General features: G+C 63.2%; 25 protein-coding genes and 1 pseudogene. 13 read left to right on the top strand and 13 right to left on the bottom strand.

What is annotated here, in order from left to right; all coding sequences use genetic code 11:
• Positions 1-69 precede the first annotated feature (69 nt).
• The 4 genes from sucD to mdh are packed head-to-tail and all read right to left on the bottom strand — an operon-like array spanning position 70 to position 3582.
• On the bottom strand, positions 70-972 hold the full coding sequence (gene sucD, locus LGH82_RS20390) for a succinate--CoA ligase subunit alpha (RefSeq protein WP_227344457.1): 903 nt from the start codon (positions 970-972) through the stop codon (positions 70-72).
• 40 nt (positions 973-1012) lie between these two features.
• Positions 1013-1384 carry a cupin domain-containing protein gene (locus LGH82_RS20385; RefSeq protein WP_227344456.1) on the bottom strand — a complete coding sequence of 124 codons (372 nt, stop codon included), beginning with the start codon at positions 1382-1384 and terminating at the stop codon, positions 1013-1015.
• Between the two features lie 4 nt (positions 1385-1388).
• Entirely contained in the window at positions 1389-2582 is a 1194-nt protein-coding gene (sucC, locus tag LGH82_RS20380) for an ADP-forming succinate--CoA ligase subunit beta (RefSeq protein WP_227344455.1), read from the bottom strand.
• Positions 2583-2613: 31 nt separating this feature from the next.
• Positions 2614-3582 (bottom strand): malate dehydrogenase, encoded by a 969-nt coding sequence (gene mdh, locus LGH82_RS20375; RefSeq protein ID WP_227344454.1) that lies wholly within the window; start codon positions 3580-3582, stop codon positions 2614-2616.
• A gap of 216 nt (positions 3583-3798) precedes the next feature.
• Here mdh and LGH82_RS20370 point away from each other — a divergent pair, with 216 nt between their 5' ends.
• Positions 3799-4227 carry a GNAT family N-acetyltransferase gene (locus LGH82_RS20370; protein WP_227344453.1) on the top strand — a complete coding sequence of 143 codons (429 nt, stop codon included), beginning with the start codon at positions 3799-3801 and terminating at the stop codon, positions 4225-4227.
• 96 nt (positions 4228-4323) lie between these two features.
• Here the strand turns inward: LGH82_RS20370 and LGH82_RS20365 are convergent, their stop codons facing one another.
• Entirely contained in the window at positions 4324-4962 is a 639-nt protein-coding gene (locus LGH82_RS20365) for a TetR/AcrR family transcriptional regulator (RefSeq protein ID WP_227344452.1), read from the bottom strand.
• 181 nt (positions 4963-5143) lie between these two features.
• Between LGH82_RS20365 and LGH82_RS20360 the strand changes: the two genes are divergently transcribed.
• Both LGH82_RS20360 and LGH82_RS20355 read left to right on the top strand, forming a co-directional pair.
• On the top strand, positions 5144-6049 hold the full coding sequence (locus LGH82_RS20360) for an NADP-dependent oxidoreductase (RefSeq protein WP_227344451.1): 906 nt from the start codon (positions 5144-5146) through the stop codon (positions 6047-6049).
• 95 nt (positions 6050-6144) lie between these two features.
• Positions 6145-7341: a TCR/Tet family MFS transporter gene (locus LGH82_RS20355; protein ID WP_227344450.1), complete on the top strand. Its 1197-nt coding sequence runs from the start codon at positions 6145-6147 to the stop codon at positions 7339-7341.
• Between the two features lie 44 nt (positions 7342-7385).
• Here the strand turns inward: LGH82_RS20355 and zapE are convergent, their stop codons facing one another.
• Together zapE and LGH82_RS20345 are read right to left on the bottom strand one after the other, a co-directional pair.
• A complete protein-coding gene (gene zapE / locus LGH82_RS20350) occupies positions 7386-8588 on the bottom strand; it encodes a cell division protein ZapE (RefSeq protein WP_227344449.1) in 1203 nt (400 codons plus the stop codon).
• Between the two features lie 89 nt (positions 8589-8677).
• Positions 8678-9218 (bottom strand): annotated as a pseudogene (locus LGH82_RS20345) (AprI/Inh family metalloprotease inhibitor).
• Positions 9219-9454: 236 nt separating this feature from the next.
• Between LGH82_RS20345 and LGH82_RS20340 the strand changes: the two are divergent.
• From LGH82_RS20340 to LGH82_RS20300, 9 genes are all read left to right on the top strand, one after another.
• The gene (locus LGH82_RS20340; protein ID WP_227344448.1) at positions 9455-10474 is read left to right on the top strand and encodes an MBL fold metallo-hydrolase; all 1020 of its coding nucleotides are present in this window, start codon (positions 9455-9457) and stop codon (positions 10472-10474) included.
• Positions 10475-10545: 71 nt separating this feature from the next.
• Positions 10546-11112 (top strand): hypothetical protein, encoded by a 567-nt coding sequence (locus LGH82_RS20335; protein ID WP_227344447.1) that lies wholly within the window; start codon positions 10546-10548, stop codon positions 11110-11112.
• Positions 11113-11276: 164 nt separating this feature from the next.
• Positions 11277-11438 (top strand): DUF1328 family protein, encoded by a 162-nt coding sequence (locus LGH82_RS20330; protein WP_091576005.1) that lies wholly within the window; start codon positions 11277-11279, stop codon positions 11436-11438.
• A 217-nt stretch (positions 11439-11655) separates the two neighbouring features.
• On the top strand, positions 11656-12540 hold the full coding sequence (gene dapF, locus LGH82_RS20325; RefSeq protein WP_227344446.1) for a diaminopimelate epimerase: 885 nt from the start codon (positions 11656-11658) through the stop codon (positions 12538-12540).
• Positions 12540-13856, top strand: a complete 1317-nt coding sequence (gene mtaB / locus LGH82_RS20320) for a tRNA (N(6)-L-threonylcarbamoyladenosine(37)-C(2))-methylthiotransferase MtaB (RefSeq protein WP_227344445.1) — start codon at positions 12540-12542, stop codon at positions 13854-13856. The genes dapF and mtaB overlap by 1 nt, the downstream gene beginning before the upstream one ends.
• Before the next feature lie 12 nt (positions 13857-13868).
• Positions 13869-15812 (top strand): signal recognition particle-docking protein FtsY, encoded by a 1944-nt coding sequence (ftsY, locus tag LGH82_RS20315; protein ID WP_227344444.1) that lies wholly within the window; start codon positions 13869-13871, stop codon positions 15810-15812.
• Between the two features lie 61 nt (positions 15813-15873).
• Positions 15874-16536 carry a septation protein A gene (locus tag LGH82_RS20310; protein ID WP_227344443.1) on the top strand — a complete coding sequence of 221 codons (663 nt, stop codon included), beginning with the start codon at positions 15874-15876 and terminating at the stop codon, positions 16534-16536.
• A 26-nt stretch (positions 16537-16562) separates the two neighbouring features.
• Positions 16563-17183: a pyridoxamine 5'-phosphate oxidase family protein gene (locus tag LGH82_RS20305; protein ID WP_227344442.1), complete on the top strand. Its 621-nt coding sequence runs from the start codon at positions 16563-16565 to the stop codon at positions 17181-17183.
• Between the two features lie 39 nt (positions 17184-17222).
• Positions 17223-17756 (top strand): NADPH-dependent FMN reductase, encoded by a 534-nt coding sequence (locus LGH82_RS20300; RefSeq protein ID WP_227344441.1) that lies wholly within the window; start codon positions 17223-17225, stop codon positions 17754-17756.
• 109 nt (positions 17757-17865) lie between these two features.
• Here the strand turns inward: LGH82_RS20300 and LGH82_RS20295 are convergent, their stop codons facing one another.
• Together LGH82_RS20295 and LGH82_RS20290 are read right to left on the bottom strand one after the other, a co-directional pair.
• Positions 17866-18072: a tautomerase family protein gene (locus LGH82_RS20295; protein WP_013528835.1), complete on the bottom strand. Its 207-nt coding sequence runs from the start codon at positions 18070-18072 to the stop codon at positions 17866-17868.
• Positions 18073-18231: 159 nt separating this feature from the next.
• Positions 18232-19152: an SMP-30/gluconolactonase/LRE family protein gene (locus LGH82_RS20290; RefSeq protein WP_227344440.1), complete on the bottom strand. Its 921-nt coding sequence runs from the start codon at positions 19150-19152 to the stop codon at positions 18232-18234.
• Positions 19153-19436: 284 nt separating this feature from the next.
• Between LGH82_RS20290 and LGH82_RS20285 the strand changes: the two genes are divergently transcribed.
• Positions 19437-19604: a hypothetical protein gene (locus LGH82_RS20285; protein ID WP_227344439.1), complete on the top strand. Its 168-nt coding sequence runs from the start codon at positions 19437-19439 to the stop codon at positions 19602-19604.
• Between the two features lie 161 nt (positions 19605-19765).
• Here LGH82_RS20285 and LGH82_RS20280 read toward each other — a convergent pair whose 3' ends face one another.
• The 4 genes from LGH82_RS20280 to ccmA all read right to left on the bottom strand — a co-directional run bounded on the left by LGH82_RS20280 (position 19766) and on the right by ccmA (position 22116).
• On the bottom strand, positions 19766-20341 hold the full coding sequence (locus LGH82_RS20280) for a DsbE family thiol:disulfide interchange protein (RefSeq protein ID WP_227344438.1): 576 nt from the start codon (positions 20339-20341) through the stop codon (positions 19766-19768).
• The gene (gene ccmD / locus LGH82_RS20275; protein WP_227344437.1) at positions 20338-20511 is read right to left on the bottom strand and encodes a heme exporter protein CcmD; all 174 of its coding nucleotides are present in this window, start codon (positions 20509-20511) and stop codon (positions 20338-20340) included. Before ccmD ends, LGH82_RS20280 begins: the two co-directional genes overlap by 4 nt.
• A 134-nt stretch (positions 20512-20645) precedes the next feature.
• The gene (gene ccmB / locus LGH82_RS20270) at positions 20646-21311 is read right to left on the bottom strand and encodes a heme exporter protein CcmB (protein WP_227344436.1); all 666 of its coding nucleotides are present in this window, start codon (positions 21309-21311) and stop codon (positions 20646-20648) included.
• Between the two features lie 196 nt (positions 21312-21507).
• The gene (gene ccmA / locus LGH82_RS20265) at positions 21508-22116 is read right to left on the bottom strand and encodes a heme ABC exporter ATP-binding protein CcmA (protein ID WP_227349642.1); all 609 of its coding nucleotides are present in this window, start codon (positions 22114-22116) and stop codon (positions 21508-21510) included.
• Between the last annotated feature and the right edge of the window lie 240 nt (positions 22117-22356).

Genomic DNA, 22356 nt, shown 5'->3' with positions numbered 1-22356 from the left:
AGTAGGGGAGTAGGGCGTTTTGCCGCTGATCTTTTCCCTACTGCCCTACTCCCGTACTCCCCTATTCCCTTAACCCTTGATCGCCTCGACCAGCGTCGTGCCGAGACGCGCCGGCGAGGGCGAAACCTTGATGCCGGCCGATTCCATCGCCGCGATCTTGTCCTCGGCGCCGCCCTTGCCGCCGGAGATGACCGCGCCCGCATGACCCATGGTACGTCCGGCCGGCGCCGTGCGCCCGGCGATGAAGCCGGCCATCGGCTTCTTGCGGCCACGCTTGGCTTCGTCCTTGAGGAACTGCGCGGCGTCTTCCTCGGCCGAACCGCCGATCTCGCCGATCATGATGATCGACTTGGTCTCGTCATCGGCGAGGAACATCTCGAGCACGTCGATGAATTCGGTGCCCTTGACGGGATCGCCGCCAATGCCAACGGCGGTGGTCTGGCCGAGGCCGACATTGGTGGTCTGGAACACTGCCTCATAAGTAAGTGTTCCCGAGCGCGAAACAACGCCGACCGAGCCCTTGCGGAAGATGTTACCGGGCATGATGCCGATCTTGCATTCATTGGGGGTGAGCACGCCTGGGCAGTTCGGGCCGATCAGCCTGGATGTCGAACGGTCGAGCCGCGCCTTGACCTTGATCATGTCCATCACCGGTATGCCCTCGGTGATGCAGATGATCAGCGGGATCTCCGCTTCGATCGCTTCCAGGATCGCTTCGGCGGCACCTGCCGGCGGCACATAGATGACGGACGCGTTGGCGCCGGTCTTTTCCTTGCCCTCGGCGACGGTGGCGAAGATGGGCAGGCTTTCGCCCTTCGAACCGGTCCAGGTCTCGCCACCCTTCTTGGGATGGATACCGCCGACCATTTTCGTGCCGTGATAGGCCAGCGCCTGCTCGGTGTGGAACGTACCGGTCTTGCCGGTCAGGCCCTGCACGAGAACCTTGGTGTTCTTGTCGACGAGAATGGACATGGGAGCCCTTTTTAAAAACCGTTGATCGAGGAAGGCATGGTCAGAGCCGCTTCAGGTCTGAGACAGTGAGGTCGCTCTTGGCATTGCCGGTGTTGAGCGTCGTTGCCGGTTCGAACATCAGCACGACAGGCTGTTCGCTGAGCGAACGAGGCCGATGCTCGACGCCGCGCGGCACGACGATGAAGTCGCCCTCGCCGAGTTCGACCGGACCGTCGCGGAAATCGATCGCGATCCTGCCGCGCAGCACGAGGAAGGCTTCATCCTCATTGTCATGCGCGTGCCAGTCGAAGGTCTCGCCGAACTTGGCGACTTTCGCCTGGCTGTCGTTCACGTCGCCGGCGATATGCGGATCGAAGACCTTGGTGATCTTCGCATCCGCCGCCTCGACGAGGTTTATCTTGCGCGGAGGCATCCGCTCAACCCTTCACCGCCGCCACGATCTTCTTGGCTGCGTCATCGAGATCGTCGGCGGAGACCACATTGAGGCCGCTGTCGTTGATGATCTTCTTGCCGAGCTCGGCATTGGTGCCTTCGAGACGCACCACCAGCGGCACCTTCAGGCCGACTTCCTTGACCGCGGCGATCACGCCTTCGGCGATGATGTCGCACTTCATGATGCCGCCGAAGATGTTGATCAGGATGCCCTTGACCGCCGGATCCTTGGTGATGATCTTGAACGCAGCCGTCACTTTTTCCTTGGAAGCGCCACCGCCGACATCGAGGAAGTTCGCGGGCTCGGCGCCATAGAGCTTGATGATGTCCATCGTCGCCATGGCAAGGCCGGCGCCGTTGACCATGCAGCCGATATTGCCGTCGAGCGCGACATAGGCGAGGTCGTATTTCGACGCCTCGATCTCCTTCTCGTCCTCTTCGGTGGTGTCGCGCAGTTCGAGCACGTCGGGATGGCGGAACAGCGCGTTGTTGTCGAACGACACTTTCGCGTCGAGCACGCGCAGCCGGCCGTTCTTCATGACGATCAGCGGGTTGACCTCGAGCAAGCTCATGTCCTTCTCGACGAAGGCCCTGTAGAGGATCGGGAACAGCGTATCGCCGTCCTTGGCCGCATCGCCGTCGAGCTTCAGCGCGCTGTTGAGCGCCTTCACATCGGCTGATATCACACCCTTTTCCGGGTCGATGGCGACAGTGATGATCTTTTCCGGCGTGTCATGGGCGACCGCCTCGATGTCCATGCCGCCTTCGGTCGAGACGACAAAGGCAACGCGGCCAACCGTGCGGTCGACAAGGATCGACAGATAAAGCTCGCGCTCGATGTCGGCGCCGTCCTCGATATAGAGGCGGTTGACCTGCTTGCCGGCCGGGCCGGTCTGCTTGGTCACCAGCGTGTGGCCGAGCATCTCGTTGGCATTGGCGACCACTTCGGCCACCGACTTGGACAGCCGCACGCCGCCCTTGGCCTCGGGGCCGAGCTCCTTGAACTTGCCCTTGCCGCGGCCGCCGGCATGGATCTGGCTCTTCACCACATAGAGCGGGCCGGGCAGCGCCTTGGCGGCGGCTTCCGCCTCGCTCGCCTTGAACACCGGCACGCCTTCGGCCACCGGCGCGCCGAACGTCTTCAGCAGCGCCTTGCCTTGATATTCATGGATGTTCATGTGGATTTTCTCCGGATCACTTACTGGAGGTTCACTTCGACGCCAGGTGCGGCGCGATCTTGACGCAGGCCTCGGTCAGGCCCTGCACGGTCGCCACCGAACTGTCGAACATCTTCTGCTCGCTCTTGTTGAGGTCGATCTCGATGATGCGCTCGACGCCACCGGCGCCGATCACCACGGGAACGCCGACATAGGTGCCCTTGACGCCATATTGGCCGGAGAGGTGCGCGGCGCAAGGCAGCACGCGCTTCTTGTCCCTGAGATAGGCTTCGGCCATCTGGATCGCCGAGGCCGCCGGCGCGTAGTAGGCCGAGCCGGTCTTGAGCAGCCCGACGATCTCGGCGCCGCCGTCACGAGTGCGCTGCACGATCTGGTCGAGCTTCTCCTTCGAGGTCCAGCCCATCTTGACGAGGTCGGGCAGCGGAATGCCGGCCACCGTCGAATAGCGGATCATCGGCACCATGGAATCACCGTGGCCGCCGAGCACGAAGGCGGTGACGTCCTCGACCGAAACCTTGAATTCCTCGGCCAGGAAATAGCGGAAGCGCGCGCTGTCGAGCACGCCGGCCATGCCGACGACATGGGTCTTGGGCAGGCCGGAGAACTTCTGCAGCGCCCAGACCATGGCGTCGAGCGGGTTGGTGATGCAGATGACGAAGGCCTTCGGCGCGTACTTCTTGAGGCCGGCGCCAACCTGTTCCATGACCTTCAAATTGATGCCCAGCAGATCGTCGCGGCTCATGCCTGGCTTGCGCGGCACGCCGGCGGTGACGATGCAGACATCCGCGCCCTCGATGCCGGCGTAATCGTTGACGCCGGTCAGCCGGGAGTCGAAGCCATCGACCGGCGACGACTGCGCGATGTCCAGCCCCTTGCCCTGCGGCGTGCCCTCGGCAATATCAAACAGCACCACGTCGCCGAGGTCCTTGAGGCCGATCATGTGGGCGAGCGTGCCGCCGATCATGCCAGAGCCGATGAGCGCTATCTTGTTGCGTGCCATGTCAGGATGTTTTCCCTTTGTCTGTGACGGCGCCAGTACGGCGTCGAGGAAGAGGCCGGAATGCTGCGGGGAACCGCGAATTTTCGCCGCACCCAATAGCTCCGGTGCAAGATAAATTCAAACGATTATTTTGGAGTGAGCATTTTCAATCGGTTAGATCAGTTGGGATTTACGTAAACGTCAAAGTTTGTAAGCCGACTTGGGAGAATTTACACAATGACCATGGAAATCCGAAGACTAGAAGCGGGCGATGACGCCCTTGTGATGCAAGTCGCTGACAATGTGTTCGACGAACCGGTGAGGCCGGACCGGCTCGCAGCCTACCTCTCGCAATCCGGCCATTTCATGGTCGTCGCGATCATCGACGGCGTCGTTGTCGGCCAATGCGCCGCCGTCATCCACCGCCACCCCGACAAGGTGACGGAACTCTATATCGACGAGGTCGGCGTGTCGCCCGCCTTCCAGCGCCAGGGCATCGCGCGTAGAATGCTGGACGCAATGTTCGAAATCGGCAGGGAGAACGGCTGCGAAGAGGCGTGGGTCGGCACCGAGCCGGATAATGTCGCCGCCCGCGCGCTCTACGCGTCGCGCAAGGAGCCACACGGGCCGGCCGAGGATTTCGTCATGTATGTCCATAGGCTGTAGGGGGCCGCACGCCCCTGCTTCGCAGGACATCTCCCCTGCACCGGGTAGCGGCGCATCCAGCATTCGCTACAAGCATCATCGGCCGGAGTTGGTTGCTCAGGCGTAAGGTGTGCCTGCCATCGCGGCCTTCACGCCGATGGTTCCCCTGTCGACAAGAGCGAGAAAGGCGGCTTTCGCCTCCTCTCTATCTCGTCTCTGTCGAAAGGTCCGGTGAGCCTGGATGAAGGCCACGCTCCATGTCGCCAGGAGCAGGCCGGCCGCCAGATGGGCGTCGGGATCGGCGGGGTCTCGGCCCACGCATTCGGCAAGCGTCACCGCCACGACTTCAGCCAGTTCGTCACGGATCGCCCTGACACGAGCCTTGAGGGTTTCGCTGCCCTCGATCGTCTCGATGAAGCACTGGCTCCTGGGAGAAAATTCGACGACGGGGCTCTGCTGCGCAATCAGCCGATGCGCGAGCAGACGTAATGTCTCGATCAGAGCGACGCCGGGATCGCGCCGGCGCAAGGCGTCGCGCAGCATCTCGCGCCCCTCCTCGTCACGGTCGAACAGCATGTCCTCCTTGCGGGGGAAGTGATTGAACACCGTCATGCGTCCGACGTCGGCGGCATCAGCGATCTCGTCCACCGTCACATGATCAAAACCCCGCGCAAGGAAGAGGCGGGTGGCAGCCGTGGAAATGGCTTGCCGCGTGGCGAGGCGTTTACGGGATCGGCGATCGGATGGCATCGACATGGCCTCCTGATAGCACGGTAAATATACTGAGTACATATTTGTATTGACATGCACCAGGTCGGCAATTTATGTACTCAGTACACATTGGAATTCAGTACGCAAATGATCTAGGCCGTTTTTACCGCTATCAAGCCGGTTGGGTGGCGTGCGCACGGATGGCGGAAAGCCACAGGAGACGTTCATGAAGGCAGTTCAGTTCAGCGAGTATGGAGGCCCGGAGGTCGTTCATATCTTCGAGGTCGCCGAGCCGCATGCCGGCCCAGGCCAGGTGCGGATTGCCGTCCGCGCCGCCGGGGTCAACCCCTCGGACTGGAAGCGCCGGGACGGGCAATACCGCGATTTCGAGGCGGTCGCTTTTCCCTCGGGCTTCGGCGTCGAGGCGTCGGGCGTCGTGGACGAGGTTGGTCCGGGCGTTTCCAACGTGTCGGTCGGAGACGCCGTCTTCGGCTTCGGCGAAAACACGATGGCTCAACATGCGGTTCTCACACATTGGACCCGCAAGCCGGACGGCCTGTCGTTCGAAATCGCCGGCGGCCTGCCGGTGATCGTCGACACGGCAACGCGCGCCCTTGACGAAGTGGGCGTGAAACCCGGTCAGACGCTCTTGGTGAGCGGTGCCGCCGGTGGGATCGGTTCGGCCGTCATCCAGTTCGCGCGGCTGCGCGGGATCATCGTGATCGGCACCGCGAGCGCACAAAAGCATGACTATCTGCGTGAGCTCGGCGCCATCCCGACGACATATGGACCAGGCCTGGCGGACCGCGTCGGGGAGCTCGCGCCGCAGGGCGTCGACGCCGCGCTCGATCTCGCAGGCTCGGGGATCATCCCGGAGTTGATCGAAATTGTCGGTGATCCCCAGCGCGTTCTTTCCGTCGCCGACTTCTCGGCCGAACAGTACGGCGCGAAATTCTCCCACGGGCCTCCAAAAGACCCGGAGCCGATCTTTGCCGATGTGGCCCGGCTCTACTCCGAGGGCCTTTTCCATCTGCGCGTGGAGCAGACCTTTCCGCTCGAGCAGACGGCAGAGGCGCAGCAAGTCAGCGCCCGGGGGCGCGTGACCGGCAAGCTCGTCATTTCCATCGCCTGAACCCATAGGCATCAAGGCCGGCGCAGCGGGAAGACATCCAGGCGCATTGCCACCTGGATGCGAACCCTGCCGGCCATTCCCCTTGGACCCCCACCATGAACAGACCGCTTATCGTCATCTTTGCCGCCATTGGCCTCGACGCCGTGGGCCTGGGGCTCATTTTCCCTATTCTGCCGCGGCTTCTCGAGGAGGTGGCGCAGACAAAGGATATCGCTGTTTATATCGGGATCATGACGGCGCTCTACGCGGTCATGCAGTTCGTCTTCGCGCCCGTGCTCGGCGCCTTGAGCGACAATTTCGGCAGGCGTCCCGTGCTGCTCATCTCGCTCGCGGGCGCGGCGATCAACTATGTCGTCATGGCCTTCGCGCCACAGCTTTGGATGCTGCTGCTCGGCCGCGCAATCGCCGGCCTAACCAGTGCCAATATCTCCGTGGCGAGCGCCTACATCACCGACATCACGCCGCAGGACAAGCGCGCCCATCGCTTCGGCCTGTTCAATGCCATGTTTGGCGCCGGCTTCATCATCGGGCCGGTTCTCGGCGGAGTGCTCGGTGACCACTGGCTGCGGTTGCCCTTCATCGCCGCCGCCGTGCTGAACGCCTGCAATCTCCTGCTGGCCTTGTTCATCCTGCCGGAATCCCGCACCCCGGCCCGCCAGAAGATCGATCTGGCCGCGCTCAATCCGCTTCGGCCGCTGCGCTGGGTCTTCTCGATGAAAGGACTTGTTCCCATCATCCTCGTGTATTTCATCATGAGCGCCGGCGGCGACGCCTACGGCACCTGCTGGGCGTTGTGGGGCTTCGACACGTTCCAGTGGAACGGCCTCTGGATCGGCCTTTCGCTGGGCACGTTCGGTCTCTGCCAGACGCTGGTGCAGGCGTTCCTGCCCGGCCCGGCGACCAGACTGTTCGGCGAGCGCTGGGCCGTTGTCGTCGGCATTGCCTGCGCCTGCATCGCTCTTGTCGCCATGGCCTTCGCCAGCCAGGGCTGGATCGTGTTCGCCATCATGCCGATCTTCGCCCTTGCCGGCATCGGCACGCCATCGTTTCAGGCGCTCGCCACAAGGCAGGTCGACGAGGCCAGCCAGGGCCAGCTCCAGGGCGTGCTGACATCGGCTGTCAGCCTCGCCTCCATCGTCGCGCCGCTGGCGTTCTCGACATTCTACTTTGCCGTCCAGAAGCAGTGGCCGGGGGCAATCTGGCTTTCGGTGATTGCCATCAATGCCATCGCGGTTCCGCTGGTTCTCCTCAGCACCCGGACTGTCCGCTCCATGCAGCCCGTGAGCTTGTAATGAGTTGCGGACGCGGGATCGCGACAGAACGACTTTCTGGAAATTCAGGTCCGCGCCAGCGGTGCTTCGGCGGGCGCCGCCTTCGCCTTCTGCCGCTCCGCCCAGTCTTCCAGCCAGTCGCGGCTCTGCATCTCGATCAGTCGCGATGCCGTGCGCTCGAACTCGAAAACCTCGACGCCCCGCTTGGCCACGTAGAGTTGCGGCGGCGGGGCCTCGGCACTCACCACCAGCCGCACATGATGGTCGTAGAGCGTGTCGATCAGCAGGATGAAGCGCTTGGCCTCGTTGCGCTTGCCTTCGCCCAGCACCGGGACGTGATCGATGAAGATGGTTGAGAACCGCGCGGCTATGGCCAGGTAATCGCGGGCGCCAAGCGGCTTTTCGCACAGTTCGGCGAAGGTAAACCGTGCCGCGCCGTCGGCCGCGCGTGGCACGACCACCTGCCGTCCCTTGATGGTCAGCGAGGTCTCCGAGGCCGGTTCGCCGCGCGTCATTGTGCGCCACGCCTCGTCGAGCGCCCGATCGGCCGCCGCATCGGCCGGCGTGACATAGACCGCCGTGCGGGCGAGCTTTTCCAGCCGGTAATCCTTGTCGGTGTCGAGCGAAAGCACATGCGCGTGCCGCTCCAATATGGCGATGAACGGCAGGAAAAGCTGGCGGTTCAGGCCGTCGCGATAGAGGTCGTCCGGCGCCACGTTGGACGTGGCGACCAGCACCACGCCGCTGGCAAACAGCGCCGAGAACAGCCGCGACAGGATCATCGCGTCGGCGATGTCGGTGACCGAGAATTCGTCGAAGCACAGCACCCAGGCCTGTTCGGCAAGCGCCTTGGCCACGGGCGGGATCGGATCGTCCTCCTTGACCTCGCCATTCTTGCGCGCCTGCCGGTGCTTCTGGATACGGTCCTGCACGTCGGCCATGAAGTCGTTGAAGTGGACGCGGCGCTTGCGCCTCACCGGCACCAGCTCGAAGAACATGTCCATCAGCATGGTCTTGCCGCAGCCGACGCCGCCATGGATGTACAGGCCTTTGACGGCTTCGTGCGTCTCGCGCTTGCGGGCGAACAGCCAGCCCAGCGCGCTCGACTTGTGCGCAAGCCGCTTTGCCGAGATCTCGTCGGTCAGCCGGTCGAGCGCGGCAGTGATTCGTTCCTGCGCCGGATCGCGTTCGATCGCACCGGTTTCCACCAGATGGTCGTAGCGCTGCCTGACGGTCGCATGGGTCTGGAGGCCGTCACGCAGATGCATCGGTCACGTCGTTCCGGAGCAATTCCAGGAAAAGTGTGTAGCGGTTTTCCGTCCGGAATTGCGTAAAAACAAACAAGAAGAAGTCAGGCTTACCTTGTAAGCGAAATCGGCTGGCCGTTGGAAGTCTGGCCGTCGAATTTCGAGCCGCCCGAGGAATAGCCGCGCCAGCGTGCCGCCATTGTCGTCATAGAGCGTCAGCTGCTTGCCGGAAACGTTCCAGGACTTGATACCGTCGATCGGCGCCGGACAATGCAGCGGTCCGGCGCGGAAGCCGGCGCCGAACTTGGTCTGCGGCGTCGCGATCTTGCAGCTCTGGCCGGAAACGCTGGCGCTCCATACGCCGGCGACGCTGGCCGCGGTCAGATCGGCCGCCCCGGTGGGAGCCGAACCATCCGGCGGCAATGAGGCCACCTGGGTGTTGCCTTGCGGCGCGGTCGGGAATTGCGATGGATCGGTGGTGCCGGGCGCCGCTGGCGGCGGCAGCTGGTTGGCGGTCACCTTGCCGGCGGGCGCGGCTTGCAGCGGTGCGGGCTGCTGTTCATCCATCGACGAGAACCGCGAGGTTGAGCAGCCGCTCGCAAAAAGAGCGGCCAGTGATACGGCCACCAGACCGGTTTTCGAAAAATTCATTCCAAACCTCCGTCGGATCGGCGGGGCTGCCGTCCGCGCAATGTCACCCCCACCAAGATGGAGAAGGTGGCGAAATTTCAACCCGATATGGTCAAAATACGGTTTGCAACAACGTCTGTTGCAAATTTGTCGCAACCAGCCGCCGTCGGCGCTCTTCAAGACCCGGCGTTGAGCCTGCCTTGCGTCAAGCCTTGCCGACACTATGTTCGGCACGAGAAACCGGCTGGAGGCGAATCTTGGCTGCACGAAAGAAAGCCGCCAATCGCTACTACAGCGGCCCACTGAGCGACCATTTCGACGGCACTCTGTTCTTCAATCCCGACGGCAGGCTACCCGGTCGTTTCACCGACCTCCTGAAATGGCAGTTGAGCGGAAAACGTTCGAAATGGCCGGAGACCAACCCAAGCCCGTTTCCGCAAGCAAAGCCGGCCGCACGCATCGATGGCGCCGAATTGCTGATAACCATGGTCGGCCACTCCTCGCTGCTCATCCAGACGGCCGGGCTGAACATCCTCACCGATCCCGTATGGTCGCAGCGCGCGTCGCCGTTTTCCTTTGCCGGACCGAAACGGGTCAACCCACCGGGCATCGCCTTTGCCGACCTGCCGCCGATCGACCTCGTGCTGGTCAGTCACAATCATTATGACCATCTCGACCTCCCGACGCTGAAGCGGCTCAAGGCGGGACATGATCCGCTGGTGGTCACGCCGCTCGGCAACGATGCCATCATTGACGACGGCGTTCCCGGCATGCGGCTTTCGGCGCATGACTGGGGCGATCGCCTCGACATCGGCAAAGGGACAGCGATTCACATCGAGCCCGCGCATCATTGGTCGGCGCGCGGCGCGCGCGACAGGCGCATGGCGCTGTGGGCGGGCTTTGTCATCGAAACGCCAGCCGGGAAGATTTATTTCGCCGGCGACACCGGATTTCACGATGGCATTAATTACCGGCTGATGGCGCAAAAGCATGGCGGCTTCCGCTTCGCCATCCTGCCCATCGGCGCCTACGAGCCGCGCTGGTTCATGGCGTCGCAGCACCAGAATCCGCAAGAAGCCGCGCAAGGCATGAGACTGTGCAACGCCGCCTATGCCGCCGGATGTCACTGGGGCACGTTCCAGCTGACCGACGAGCCTATCGACGAGCCCGTCGAGAAACTGAACCAGGCGCTCGACAACCAAGGCATCCCGCGTGAACGCTTTCGCGCCTTGCGGCCGGGCGAGGCGTGGGACGTCCCGGAGATCGAGCACCGCTGAGTTCGGCATTTGGTCGTTTACGCCACCACGATTTTCACCGATGGTCCCGCGAGCAGCAAAGGGGAATGCAGATGAAATCAATTATGGCGGTTGTGTTGGCGTTGATGGTTTCAGCACCGGCAGCACTGGCCGGCGAAATCAGCGACCGCGCCACGGAGGCCGAAAAGCTGCTGCAATCCGGCGATTCCGCCGGCGCGTTGGAGAAATTCCGCAGCGCCGAGGACGCCCTATGGCAGGCAATGTCGCTCGCCATTATGAACGTCAAGCAAGTGGATTCGGCCACCGGCTTCGGAATCTACAGCGAACGCGCCAATCATACCTACAAACCGGGCGAGAAGATCTTTCTGTACATGGAACCGGTTGGATATGGCTACGGCTCGGACGGGCTCGGCAATAGCCAGATCGCGCTTTCCGTCGACCTCACCGTGGTCTCCGAATCGGGCGAAAATCTCGGCACCTTCGAGAAGATCGGTAGCGTCAAGGTCGCCTCCCGATCGCACAACCGCGAACTGTTCTTCAAGCTGGACCTCTCGCTTGACGGCCTGCCGCCCGGTAAATACCGGTGCGACTTTGTCATGCATGACGAGAATTCGAACAAGACAGCGCCCTTCACCACCGATATCGAGATCGCCGGCTAAGGCATTCCGGTAGGAAGCGGTTTTTCGATCCGCAAGTGTGTGCGGTTCGGCGTTCCCCACGAAACGGCGAACCGCTCAAGGACACCGGCCTCGCAGCCAGCGGAACCCAAGCGCTACATCAGCGTTTTTATGCGGTTCCAATCATGTCGTGCGAGGCATTTTCAATGATCAAGTGGATCATCATACTTCTGATTGTCGCAGCGGCCGCCAGCCTGCTCGGCATGCCAGCGCTTGCCGGAGCCGCCGCCACCGGTGCGCGCATCCTCATCGGCATCGTTCTGATCATCTTCCTGCTCGTGGTGCTCGGCATCTTCGCGGTGACGTAAGAGACCGTCTGGAAATTCTGCTCTGGCGGCCATCTGAAGGCGTTTTCTGCGCTTCCGGTGCTCACGGACCAAACGTCCGCTGCGCTCCGGTTCTCGAAAACACCATCATATGACTCGCCATAGCGAATTTCGAAACGGTCTCTAAGGCAGCTGCACACTGGTAATTCCCGCCCGTTTCCGCCATATAGCGCCAAACGGACACGGAATTTTCGGAGCGATGGCAAGCACTGCCCCTTTCGCCAAGATGAACGGCATCGGCAACGAGATCATCGTTGCCGACATGCGTGGCCGTGCCGATCGTGTAACGCCGGCGGCCGCCATTGCGCTCAATGCCGACGCCGCCACCAAGTTCGACCAGATCATGGCGATCCATGACGCAAGAACTGATGGCACCGACTACTTCATCCACATCCTGAATTCCGACGGTTCGCGCGCCCAGGCCTGCGGCAACGGAACGCGTTGCGTCGTCCAGGCGCTCGCCGCCGACACCGGCCGCAAGACATTCACCTTCGAGACCGTCGCCGGCATCCTCAATGCTCGGGAACATGCCGACGGTCTGATCTCGGTCGACATGGGCACGCCGCGCTTTGGCTGGCAGGACATTCCGCTGGCCGAGGAATTTCGCGACACCCGCATGATCGAGCTGCAGATCGGGCCGATCGACGCGCCGGTACTGCATTCGCCCTCGGTCGTCTCGATGGGCAATCCGCACGCCATCTTCTGGGTCGACCGCGATGTCTGGTCCTACGAACTCGACCGCTTCGGGCCGCTGCTTGAGAACCATCCGATCTTCCCCGAACGGGCCAACATCACCATCGCGCAGGTCACCTCACGGGAAACCATGGTCATCCGCACCTGGGAACGCGGCGCCGGCCTGACCAAGGCCTGCGGCTCCGCCGCGTGCGCATCCGTGGTCGCCGCCGCCCGCACCAGGCGCACCGGCCGCAGCGTCAACCTGATGACGCCCGGCGGCGGGTCGCTGCATGTCGAATGGCGGGACGACGACCACGTCATCCTGACGGGTGCGGCCGAATGGGAATTTTCGGGCAGCTTCGATCCCGCGACCGGAATCTGGGCCCGCGACACCGAAAGCGCGGCCTGATGTCGGCTCTGTCCAAGGGCGTCGATATGGCGGGGGGTGTCGACGTGGTGACGTTCGGCTGCCGCCTGAACACCTATGAATCCGAGGTGATGCGCCGCGAGGCCGAAAGTGCCGGCCTGGGCGCGCTGGCCGGCGGCGCCGTGATCTTCAACACCTGCGCCGTTACCGGCGAGGCCGTGCGCCAGGCCAAGCAGGCCATCCGCAAGGCGCGCCGCGACAATCCGCAGGCGCGCATCATCGTCACCGGCTGTGCCGCGCAGACCGCGCCGCAGGATTTCACCGCCATGGACGAGGTCGATCTTGTCCTCGGCAATGAAGAGAAGCTGAAGGCGAATTCCTATCGCGCGCTGCCGGATTTCGGCGTCAACGACACCGAGAAGGCGCGTGTCAACGACATCTTTTCGGTGCGCGAGACAGCCGGCCACATGGTCGACGCCATCGAGGGCCGCGCGCGCGCCTTCGTCCAGGTGCAGAATGGCTGCGACCATCGCTGCACCTTCTGCATCATCCCCTATGGCCGCGGCAATTCGCGCTCGGTGCCGATGGGCGCCGTGGTCGAGCAGGTGAAGCGGCTTGCCGGAAACGGCTATGCCGAGATCGTTTTGACCGGTGTCGACATGACCAGTTTCGGCGCCGACCTGCCAGGCGCGCCAAAGCTCGGCAAGCTGGTGAAGACCATCCTCAAGCAGGTGCCCGATGTGAAGCGCCTGCGGCTCTCCTCCATCGATTCGATCGAGGCTGACGAGGACCTGCTCGACGCCATCGCCACCGAGCCCCGGCTGATGCCGCATCTGCATCTGTCGCTGCAGTCGGGCGACGACATGATCCTGAAGCGCATGAAGCGCCGGCATCTGCGCGACCAGTCGATCCGTTTCTGCGAGGATGTGCGAAAATTACGCCCAGGCATCGTCTTCGGTGCCGACATCATCGCCGGCTTTCCGACCGAGACCGACGAGATGTTCGAGAATTCGGAAAAAATCATAGGGGAGTGCGGGCTGAGCCATCTTCATGTCTTCCCGTTCAGCCCACGCGAAGGCACGCCCGCCGCACGCATGCCGCAGGTTCGCCGCGAGGTGGTCAAGCAGCGCGCCGCCCGGCTGCGCGCCGCCGGCGAAGCCGCCTATGGTCGTCATCTCGCTTCGCTTGCCGGGACGCGTCAGTCGATCCTGATCGAGCGTGACGGCCTTGGCCGCACCGAAGGTTTTACGCTTGCCGCACTCGGCACGGGCGCGCCGGGCGAGATCGTCGAAGCTGATATTACTGGCCACGATGGCGCCCGACTGATTGCAGCGCCGCTTGCCGCGCGCGCCGCCTGAGAACGCAAAAGCATGGCTGGTTTTTTCAAGAAGATATTTTCGTTCGGCAAGAAGGAGGTTGTCGAGGAGCGGATCGACGAGACCGCACCGCTGCCGCCGATCAAATGGGATCAGCTGGATGCGCTGAAGCCGGCGGCCGAGCAGGTCGTTCCGGAATTCTTGAAACGCGACGAGCCGGTAGCCGAGGTGGAGGTCGTGCCGACAGCTCCGACCGGGCCGGAGGCGGTTCCTTCGCCGGAACCGGCGCCTGTCGAAGAACCGGCACCAGAGCCTGCTCCAACCATCCCACCGGCGCCGGAACCTTCGGTGCCATCCGAGCCCGAAATCCAGCCCGAGCCTGCCCCGGCCGAGGAGCCGCGGCCGGTCGAGCCCGCCCCAGAGCCGCCGGCGCCCGAAGTACCCGCCGAAGAGCCCAGGCCGCAAGAAACGCCCGAGGTGCCAGTGGTGCCGGAGCGCGTTCCGGAACCTGCGCCACAGGAAATCCCGGTCCCGGCACCTGAACAGCCGGAGATCGTTCCGGACTCCCAGCCAGAGCCTGCGCCAATCGAAGTGCCGGCGCCAGTCGAGGCTCCTTCGTCAATTCCGTCTGCAAGGCTTGCCACCGAGGTCAGCGCCGCCCCTCATCCGCCTGCCGGCACCTTCTCCCCGTATAGTGACGGGGAGAAGCGCGCTGATCGCGACGACGCCGCGCCTCCTCCTGCAGACATTGCAGACATCAAAGAAGAAGCCTCAACGCTGACGCCCCCCTCGCCCCGTTTACGGGGAGAGGGTAAGGGGCAGCGCCAGCCTGCGAATGACGTGACGCCAGCCGCCGAAGCCGCGTCCACGATTCCGACGCCACCAGCGGAGATAGCGCCCCCCCTTCGCCAGTCCGCGCCGGTCGAGACGCGGCCCGTCATTGCCGAGATCGCGCCCGAGCCACAGCCCGTCCCGCCACCGGTCCCAACGCCCGAGCCAAAGCCCGCTCCGGGCAAGGTGACCGTGACCAAGAAGGTCGAGCAGAAGGCAGAGCCGGTTAGAGCGCCGGAGCCAGCGCCAAGACGCTCCTGGTTCCAGCGCATGCGGGACGGGCTTGCCCGCTCGTCGCGCGAGCTCACCGGAAACATCGCCGGCGTCTTCACCAAGCGCAAGCTGGACGAGGAGACGCTGCAAGACCTTGAAGATGTGCTGATCCGCGCCGATCTCGGCATGGAAACCGCGCTTCGCATCACAGATGCGTTGGCCTCCAGCCGCTACGGCAAGGACGTCTCTGACACGGACGTGCGCACTGTCATGGCCGCCGAGGTGGAAAAGGTGCTGACTCCTGTCGCCCGGCCGTTGGAGCTCGATCTCAACCACAAGCCGCATGTCATCCTTGTCGTCGGCGTCAACGGTACCGGCAAGACCACGACCATCGGCAAGCTGGCGGCGAAGCTCACCGATGGCGGCCTGTCGGTGATGCTGGCCGCCGGCGACACGTTCCGCGCCGCCGCGATCGAGCAGTTGAAGATCTGGGGCGAGCGGACGAAATCGCCGGTCATCTCCTCCAAGCTTGGCGCCGATGCCGCCGGCCTCGCCTATGACGCCTTCGAGAAGGCCAAGGCGGCAGGCTCCGACGTGCTGATCATCGATACCGCCGGCCGCCTGCAAAACAAGGTCGAGCTGATGGCGGAACTCGAAAAGATCGTCCGCGTGCTGGGCAAGCTCGATCCGGAAGCGCCGCACACCGTGCTGCAGACGGTCGACGCCACCACCGGCCAGAACGCGCTCAACCAGGTCGAGATCTTCCGCAATGTCGCAGGCGTCAACGGCCTGGTGATGACCAAGCTGGACGGCACGGCGCGCGGCGGTATCCTGGTGGCGATCGCGGCAAAGCACAAATTGCCGGTCTATTTCATCGGCGTCGGCGAACAGGTCGACGACCTCGAACCCTTCTCGGCAAGCGAATTCGCCCGGGCGATCGCTGGAGTGGCCTAACAAGCATGCCCCACAGAGGTGCAGACTTTTTGGGCCAGATCATGCGCAAGAAAGAAATTCCATGAACCCACCCATCCTCGAACGCGACCCGTCCGACCCGCGCCGCAAGACGTTGAATCCCGGCCTAAAGTTCCTGCTCGAACTGGGACCTGGCCTGGTGTTCTTTTTCACAACCATTCGCGGCGCGTGGCTGGCCGAGAAGTTCCCGATCCTCAATCATCTCGGTGAACCGATCCTGATCGCGACGGCCTTTTTCATGGTGGCAACGGCGCTGTCACTCAGTGTTTCGTGGATCTTGACGCGCAGTTGGCCGATTATGCCGCTGGTCTCGGCCATCGTCGTGTTTGTGTTTGGCGCGCTGGCGCTGTGGCTTCAAGACAAGACCTTCGCTTTCATGAAGCCGACGATCATCAACACCTTGTTCGGCGCTACGCTTCTTGGCGGGCTGGTTTTCCGCAGATCGCTGCTCGGCTATGTCTTCGACTCGGCCTTCAGCCTCGACGCCGAGGGCTGGCGGAAACTCACTTTTCGATGGGGTGTTTTCTTCCTCTTTCTGGCCGTGGTGAACGAGGTCGTATGGCGGAATTTTTCGGAAGAAACCTGGCTTTATTTTAAGGTCTGGGGCACGATTCCCATCACGCTTGTCTTCACTCTAAGCCAGATGCCGCTGATCCTGCGCCATTCGCTTGACGACAAGACCGGAGAAAAAGCCGGCAAACAATAGGGCCGCCAGACAATAGGGAGTGTGCCATGGAATTCGTCTCGACGCGCGAAGAGCTGAGGACGATCTACAAGACGCCCCGGCCCACCGACGGCTCGATCCGCAAGGAGCTGAAGACGCTGGATGGCCATTGCCGCTCCTTCATCGGCAAGAGCCCGTTCGTACTGATCGGTTCATCCGATGGCGCCGGCAACGCCGACGTGACGCCGAGGGGCGACCGGCCCGGTTTCGCGGCCATTCTCGACGACAGGACCATCGCCATTCCCGACCGGCCCGGCAACAACCGGCTGGACACGCTTGAGAACATTATCCTCAACCCTTCGGTCGGCCTGCTCTTCCTCATTCCCGGCATGAACGAGACGCTGCGCGTCAATGGCGACGCCCGCATCACCGTCGACGCCACCTTGCGCGAACGGCTTGCCGTTGATGGCAGGGAACCGCAAAGCGTCATAGTGGTCACGGTCAAGGCCACCTACATGCATTGCGCCAAGGCTTTCATGCGCTCCGACCTGTGGAAGCCGGAGAGCTGGTACGACCGTTCGACGCTGCCTACGCTCGGCCAGATCCTGCGCGACCAGCTGGCGCTCGCCGATTCCGTCGAGGCGACCGACCGCTGGCTGGACGAGAGCTACAAGCAGACGATGTGGTAGTCTCGTCCGGACACGATTCGTCCTGGCTGGTCCCACACAGTGCTGAATATCATCGTCATTTCCGGCAGCCTGCGGGCAGCCTCCACCAATTCGGCCCTGGTCGCGGCACTTGCGCGCAACGAGCCACCTGGATGCCGTGTCACGGTCTATGGCCGGCTCGGCCACCTGCCGATCTTCAACCCCGATAGCGAGGGCGACCGGACCCCACTGGCAGCATCCGAGCTGATCGACTCCGTCACAACCGCCGATGGCGTCATCGTATCCTGCCCTGAATATGCCCATGGCGTGCCGGGAGGACTGAAGAACGCGCTCGACTGGCTGGTGTCGCGCGACGCCGCAGTCGGCAAGCCAGCCATGCTGGTGCACGCCTCGCCGCGCTCGCTTTTTGCCCGTACGGCGCTGGCCGAGATCATGCGGACCATGTCTTTCGCGCTTTATGAAGACGTGGCGCTGGAGATTGGGCTGTTGGGCAAGAAGTCGCCGGAGGTGGCGGCTATTTTGGCTGAAGCGGAAAATGTGCTGGCGATGCGCGAGGCGCTTTCAGCATTCGCGGAGTTCATCCGCTCACGTTGATCTTTGAGTGGCCACCCAACACGCTTCGTCATCCTAGGGCGGAGCAAGGAGCGAAGCGACGCGCGCATACCCTAGGAGGACGAAGGAACGGCTTCGCCACTCCTTCGTCCTAACCCTTCCTCAGCGTCTCGACATCGGTCTTGCCGACATACCAGTCGCGCGCATTGACCTCTTCAAAAACCACCCAGACGTCGTCATTGCTGAGGCCGGTGGCGTCCATGATGGCAGCCGTGACTTTTTTGGCGATGTCAGCCTTCTTGCCGGCGGGGTCGGCGGCGATCACTTCCTTGACGATGCGGATGTTGACGAAAGGCATGATTTTCTCCCTTTGAATTTTGTCGGCTGCCGTCAGGAAGCCGATTCGAAATTCGCTCTGGCGAACCGCGTGGCGGCAGCGGCAACCGTAGCGCGGCAGGCACCGCGGACAAGCGCGGAAACGCCAGCAAAACCCGCCAAAGAAGAGTTTCCAGCAACCTCAAAAAGTCCTGGCCCCGTTGACCATGAGCCGCACCACGTAGAGCGACGTCGTGCCGGCGATGTACAGGCAGTTCATCTTGTTGCCGCCGAACACGCAATTGGCGGTGATTTCCGGCACCTTGACCTTGCCGATCAGCGTTCCGTCCGGATCGTAGCAATGTATGCCGTCGGCGGCACTCGTCCAGATGCGCTCCTGGTCGTCCAGCCTGAAACCGTCGAACAGGCCGGCCGTGCAGTCGGCGAAGACTTTTTCGCCGGAAACCTTCTTGCCGCCCTTGCCGACGTTGAACACGCGCATATGGGCGGGGTTGTCGGCGCCATGCGTGCGGCCGGTGTCGACGACATAGAGCTTGCTCTCGTCGAGCGAGAAGGCGAGCCCGTTGGGCCTGACCATGTCGGTGATGACAGCCTCCACGTCGCCGCTGCCGGGATCGACCCGGTAGACATTGCAGGAACCGATCTCGCTCTGCGCCTTGTCGCCCTCATAGTCGCTGTCGATGCCGTAGCTCGGATCGGTGAACCAGATCGACCCGTCGGACTTCACCACGGCGTCGTTGGGCGAGTTCAGCCGCTTGCCCTTCCATCTGTCGGCGATGGTGGTGATCGAGCCGTCATGCTCGGTGCGGCTGACGCGGCGGCCCGAATGCTCGCACGTCACCAGCCGGCCCTGCCGGTCGACGGTGTTGCCGTTGGAATTGCCGGACGGTTGCCGGAACACGCTGACGCTGCCGTCGGTCTCGTCGTAACGCAGCATGCGGTTGTTCGGAATGTCGGACCAGACCACATAGCGGCCAGCCGCGAACCACGCCGGCCCTTCCGCCCACCGGCATCCGGTAAAGAGTTTTTCCACCTGCGCGGTGCCGTTGAACAGTCGCGCGAAGCGCGGATCGAGAACTTCATAATAGTCTGCAGCCGCCATGCGCTTTTCCTCCCGGCATCACGTGACGCCGGATCAAGCCAGCCTGCGATCGATATGGCAAGACGGGACATCCGCAATTGTAAGACAAAACGGGAGAGACGGACGCGGCAGCACGGCTCGGCCGGCGCGCGGTGGTTAGGGCGCCATTAACCGGCTATGCGCTGCGCGCAATGCTGCATTGCAACATCTTCTTTTTGCAACGCACCATTCCTATGTCATGCTTCGTACTGATCAAGGGAGGAACAACGGCCGCGAGAATGCGGTGCAATAAAGGGAACACACCCATGATCTTCAACGACCTCATGAACCGCGCTCGCACCAGCATCGCCAAGCGCAAGCACTACAACCGCCTCGTCGCCGAAATCGACAGCTTCTCCAGCCGCGATCTGGCCGACATGCGCGCCGACCGCTCAGAGATGCTGTACCAGGTCCACAAGCAGATCTACGGCTGATCTTAGGTCGAGCGACTCATGCGCCACCCAGGCGCGTTGAGATTCAGGTCAGGCCGAGTCGAGAACGGTGGATTTCGAAAACCGGAGCGCAGCGTACTTTTGGGTGCGTGAGCACCGGAAGCGCGGAAAGCCGCCGTTCGCAGGCCGGCATCACCTGAATATCAGGGCGCCGCAAGCGCCTTGTCGATCTGCGGCAACAGCACGGTCTGCGCCGACTCCGGCGTCAGCGGGCCGACATGCTTGTAGGCGATCTTGCCGTCCTTGCCGATGACGAAGGTTTCCGGCACGCCGTAGACACCCCAGTCGATCGCCGTGCGGCCAGCTTCGTCGACGCCGATGGCCTGGAACGGATTGCCGAGATCGCCGAGGAACCGGCGGGCGTTTTCCGGCCGGTCCTTGTAATTCAGCGCCGCCATGACGAAGCGCTTGTCCTGCGACAAAGCGAGCAGCACGGGATGTTCTTCCCGGCACGGCGCGCACCATGACGCGAACACGTTGACCAGTGTGACCCGCCCCGCGAATTGTGTGGAATCGAGCCCCGGCAGATTGCTGCCTTCAAGCGGCGGCAGGTTTGTCCGCGGTGCCGGCAGGCCGATCAAGGCCGACGGCACTTCCGAAATGTCGCGGCCAGACAGCAGCTGCGACAGGAACAGTCCCGCCAATCCAAGAAAAACCAGCAGCGGCAAAAGCACGATCAAGCGTCGCCCACGCGCCGGCGTATCCGTTTCCATGCTCATGATTTGACCGTCCCGGCCTTGTCGGAACGCCGCCGGATGCCGGCCTCTTCGAGTTCGGCGAGCTCGCGCTTGCGTGCCCGCTGGTCGATGAGGATCCAGCCGATCAGCCCAGCCAGAACAACGGCCGTGATGCCGTAGGCGGCGGTGACGTAAAGGGCGTGCGCGCTCATGCGAGCCGCTCCGCGCAGACTCTCAGCCCGATCATGCCGCTTCGTTCGATCATGCTTTCCCTTAGCCTTGCATCCTCGGCTTCGCAATCTGGCGCCGCGCCGCATGCCACCATCATCCGTGGTGCACGACGGCCTCAATCCGTTCCGTGCCGCAACGCCAGCGCCGCGGAGACCGGCCCCAGCACGGCAAGAAACAGCGTCAGCGCGGCAAGAATGAGGAAGGGCTGCAGGAAGGGATCGGGATTGACTGTTGCGCCATAGCTCGCCGAAACCCCGAAGATCAGCACCGGAATGGTCAGCGGCAGCACCAGCACCGAGATCAGCAACCCGCCGCGCGGCAGCGCCACCGCCACAGCCGCGCCAGCGGCACCTATGAAAGTGATCGCCGGCGTGCCGACCAGCAGCGTCAGAGCCGTGGCGCCGATGGCAAGCGGCTCCATGTTCATGAACAGGCCAAGCAAAGGGGCCGCGACCACCAGCGGCAGCACGCTCCCCGCCCAATGCGCCAGGCATTTCACCAGCACCGTCAAGGCCAGCATGTGGCGGTCGTTGCCAACAACCAAAAGGTCGAGCGAACCGTCCTCGCGGTCGGCCTGGAACAGGCGGTCAAGGCCGAGCAGGCAGGCAAGCAGCGCCCCGATCCAGAGGATCGCCGGGCCGATGCGTGCAAGCAGTTTCAGGTCGGGGCCGACACCGAAGGGGATCGTCGCGATCACAGCGAGGAAGAAGATGACGCCGGTCAGCGCGCCGCCGCCGGCACGGATGTTGAGACGGATGTCGCGGAGGAAGAGGGCTAGCATGATTTGAAACGCCTGTGCCCAGGCACCCCCCTCTGGCCTGCCGGCCATCTCCCCCTCAAGGGGGGAGATTGGCAGTTCATGCATCTCGCCAGTCCTCGAACGTTGGAGATTGGCGAAGGCCGAGGCAACATCCGATCTCCCCCCTCGAGGGGGAGATGCCCGGCAGGGCAGAGGGGAGCGCTGTCGAGCGCCGACATCAAAGAGCTATCCCCATCTTCAATTCCTGTGCCCCATCCAGCCCCAGCGGCAAATGCGTGGCGGCGACCACGATCCCCCCGCCTTCGAGATACTTCCCCATCAGCACGCCAAATCGTTCTTCCGACGCCTTGTCCAGTCCCGCCGTCGGCTCATCGAGCAGCCACAGCGGCCGATGGCTGACCAGCAGTTTCGCGATCGCCGCGCGGCGTCGCTGTCCGGTCGACAGGTAACCGAACGGCAGATGGCCGATGCCGCCGAGCCCAACGGTTTCAAGCGCCTCTTCGATGCCCAGAAAACCCGCGCCATTGAAGTCGCGCCAGAAGCGGAGGTTCTCCGCCACGCTCAATGCCGTTTTCATCGCGTTCTGATGGCCGAGATAGTGACAGGCCGACGCGACCGAGGGGAATTCGCCGCCGCCGCCCTCGATCAGCACGCGGCCTTTCGCCGCCGGCAGCAGCTCGGCGATGATTCGCAGAAGCGTCGATTTTCCCGAACCGTTCGGCCCGGTGACGATCAGTGCCTGGCCGCTCTCCAGCACAAACCCGATGCCGGAAAATACGGGCTCGCCGCCGCGTTCGCCGCCCAGATCTTCGGCGATCAGCCGCATCCTTGCCCGCCCCGAAATCATCGCGCGCGGCGACTGCCGCATCGCACAAATTTGCTTTCCAACTGTCTAGAACTATTCCAGAAAATTCTCTATATGCGGTGCATCCGTGCCAGCGGTCGGCGCGGGAACAGAATTAGCGCCGAACCAGCGCACGCGCCGCCTTGAACGGCTCGGGTTGCTTGGGAACGGACAGCGGAAATGGCCGTACCCGCACCTTTGCGCGTGATTGCATGCCATCGG

The organism is Mesorhizobium sp. PAMC28654 (genome assembly GCF_020616515.1).
GTDB lineage: Bacteria > Pseudomonadota > Alphaproteobacteria > Rhizobiales > Rhizobiaceae > Mesorhizobium.
This window is presented reverse-complemented; position numbering and strand designations above follow the sequence as displayed.

Excerpts from the sequence above, each read along its gene's own strand:
- LGH82_RS20285 (WP_227344439.1), top strand. The coding sequence starts at position 19,437 with ATGATCTTCAACGACCTCATGAACCGCGCTCGCACCAGCATCGCCAAG.
- LGH82_RS20335 (WP_227344447.1), top strand. The coding sequence starts at position 10,546 with ATGAAATCAATTATGGCGGTTGTGTTGGCGTTGATGGTTTCAGCACCG.
- zapE (WP_227344449.1), bottom strand. The coding sequence starts at position 8,588 with ATGCATCTGCGTGACGGCCTCCAGACCCATGCGACCGTCAGGCAGCGC.
- mtaB (WP_227344445.1), top strand. The coding sequence starts at position 12,540 with ATGTCGGCTCTGTCCAAGGGCGTCGATATGGCGGGGGGTGTCGACGTG.
- LGH82_RS20280 (WP_227344438.1), bottom strand. The coding sequence starts at position 20,341 with ATGAGCATGGAAACGGATACGCCGGCGCGTGGGCGACGCTTGATCGTG.
- LGH82_RS20310 (WP_227344443.1), top strand. The coding sequence starts at position 15,874 with ATGAACCCACCCATCCTCGAACGCGACCCGTCCGACCCGCGCCGCAAG.
- LGH82_RS20330 (WP_091576005.1), top strand. The coding sequence starts at position 11,277 with ATGATCAAGTGGATCATCATACTTCTGATTGTCGCAGCGGCCGCCAGC.
- LGH82_RS20290 (WP_227344440.1), bottom strand. The coding sequence starts at position 19,152 with ATGGCGGCTGCAGACTATTATGAAGTTCTCGATCCGCGCTTCGCGCGA.
- LGH82_RS20370 (WP_227344453.1), top strand. The coding sequence starts at position 3,799 with ATGACCATGGAAATCCGAAGACTAGAAGCGGGCGATGACGCCCTTGTG.
- LGH82_RS20385 (WP_227344456.1), bottom strand. The coding sequence starts at position 1,384 with ATGCCTCCGCGCAAGATAAACCTCGTCGAGGCGGCGGATGCGAAGATC.
- LGH82_RS20355 (WP_227344450.1), top strand. The coding sequence starts at position 6,145 with ATGAACAGACCGCTTATCGTCATCTTTGCCGCCATTGGCCTCGACGCC.
- sucD (WP_227344457.1), bottom strand. The coding sequence starts at position 972 with ATGTCCATTCTCGTCGACAAGAACACCAAGGTTCTCGTGCAGGGCCTG.
- ccmB (WP_227344436.1), bottom strand. The coding sequence starts at position 21,311 with ATGCTAGCCCTCTTCCTCCGCGACATCCGTCTCAACATCCGTGCCGGC.
- ftsY (WP_227344444.1), top strand. The coding sequence starts at position 13,869 with ATGGCTGGTTTTTTCAAGAAGATATTTTCGTTCGGCAAGAAGGAGGTT.
- LGH82_RS20365 (WP_227344452.1), bottom strand. The coding sequence starts at position 4,962 with ATGTCGATGCCATCCGATCGCCGATCCCGTAAACGCCTCGCCACGCGG.
- LGH82_RS20360 (WP_227344451.1), top strand. The coding sequence starts at position 5,144 with ATGAAGGCAGTTCAGTTCAGCGAGTATGGAGGCCCGGAGGTCGTTCAT.
- mdh (WP_227344454.1), bottom strand. The coding sequence starts at position 3,582 with ATGGCACGCAACAAGATAGCGCTCATCGGCTCTGGCATGATCGGCGGC.
- LGH82_RS20305 (WP_227344442.1), top strand. The coding sequence starts at position 16,563 with ATGGAATTCGTCTCGACGCGCGAAGAGCTGAGGACGATCTACAAGACG.
- sucC (WP_227344455.1), bottom strand. The coding sequence starts at position 2,582 with ATGAACATCCATGAATATCAAGGCAAGGCGCTGCTGAAGACGTTCGGC.
- ccmD (WP_227344437.1), bottom strand. The coding sequence starts at position 20,511 with ATGAGCGCGCACGCCCTTTACGTCACCGCCGCCTACGGCATCACGGCC.
- dapF (WP_227344446.1), top strand. The coding sequence starts at position 11,656 with ATGGCAAGCACTGCCCCTTTCGCCAAGATGAACGGCATCGGCAACGAG.
- LGH82_RS20295 (WP_013528835.1), bottom strand. The coding sequence starts at position 18,072 with ATGCCTTTCGTCAACATCCGCATCGTCAAGGAAGTGATCGCCGCCGAC.
- ccmA (WP_227349642.1), bottom strand. The coding sequence starts at position 22,116 with ATGCGGCTGATCGCCGAAGATCTGGGCGGCGAACGCGGCGGCGAGCCC.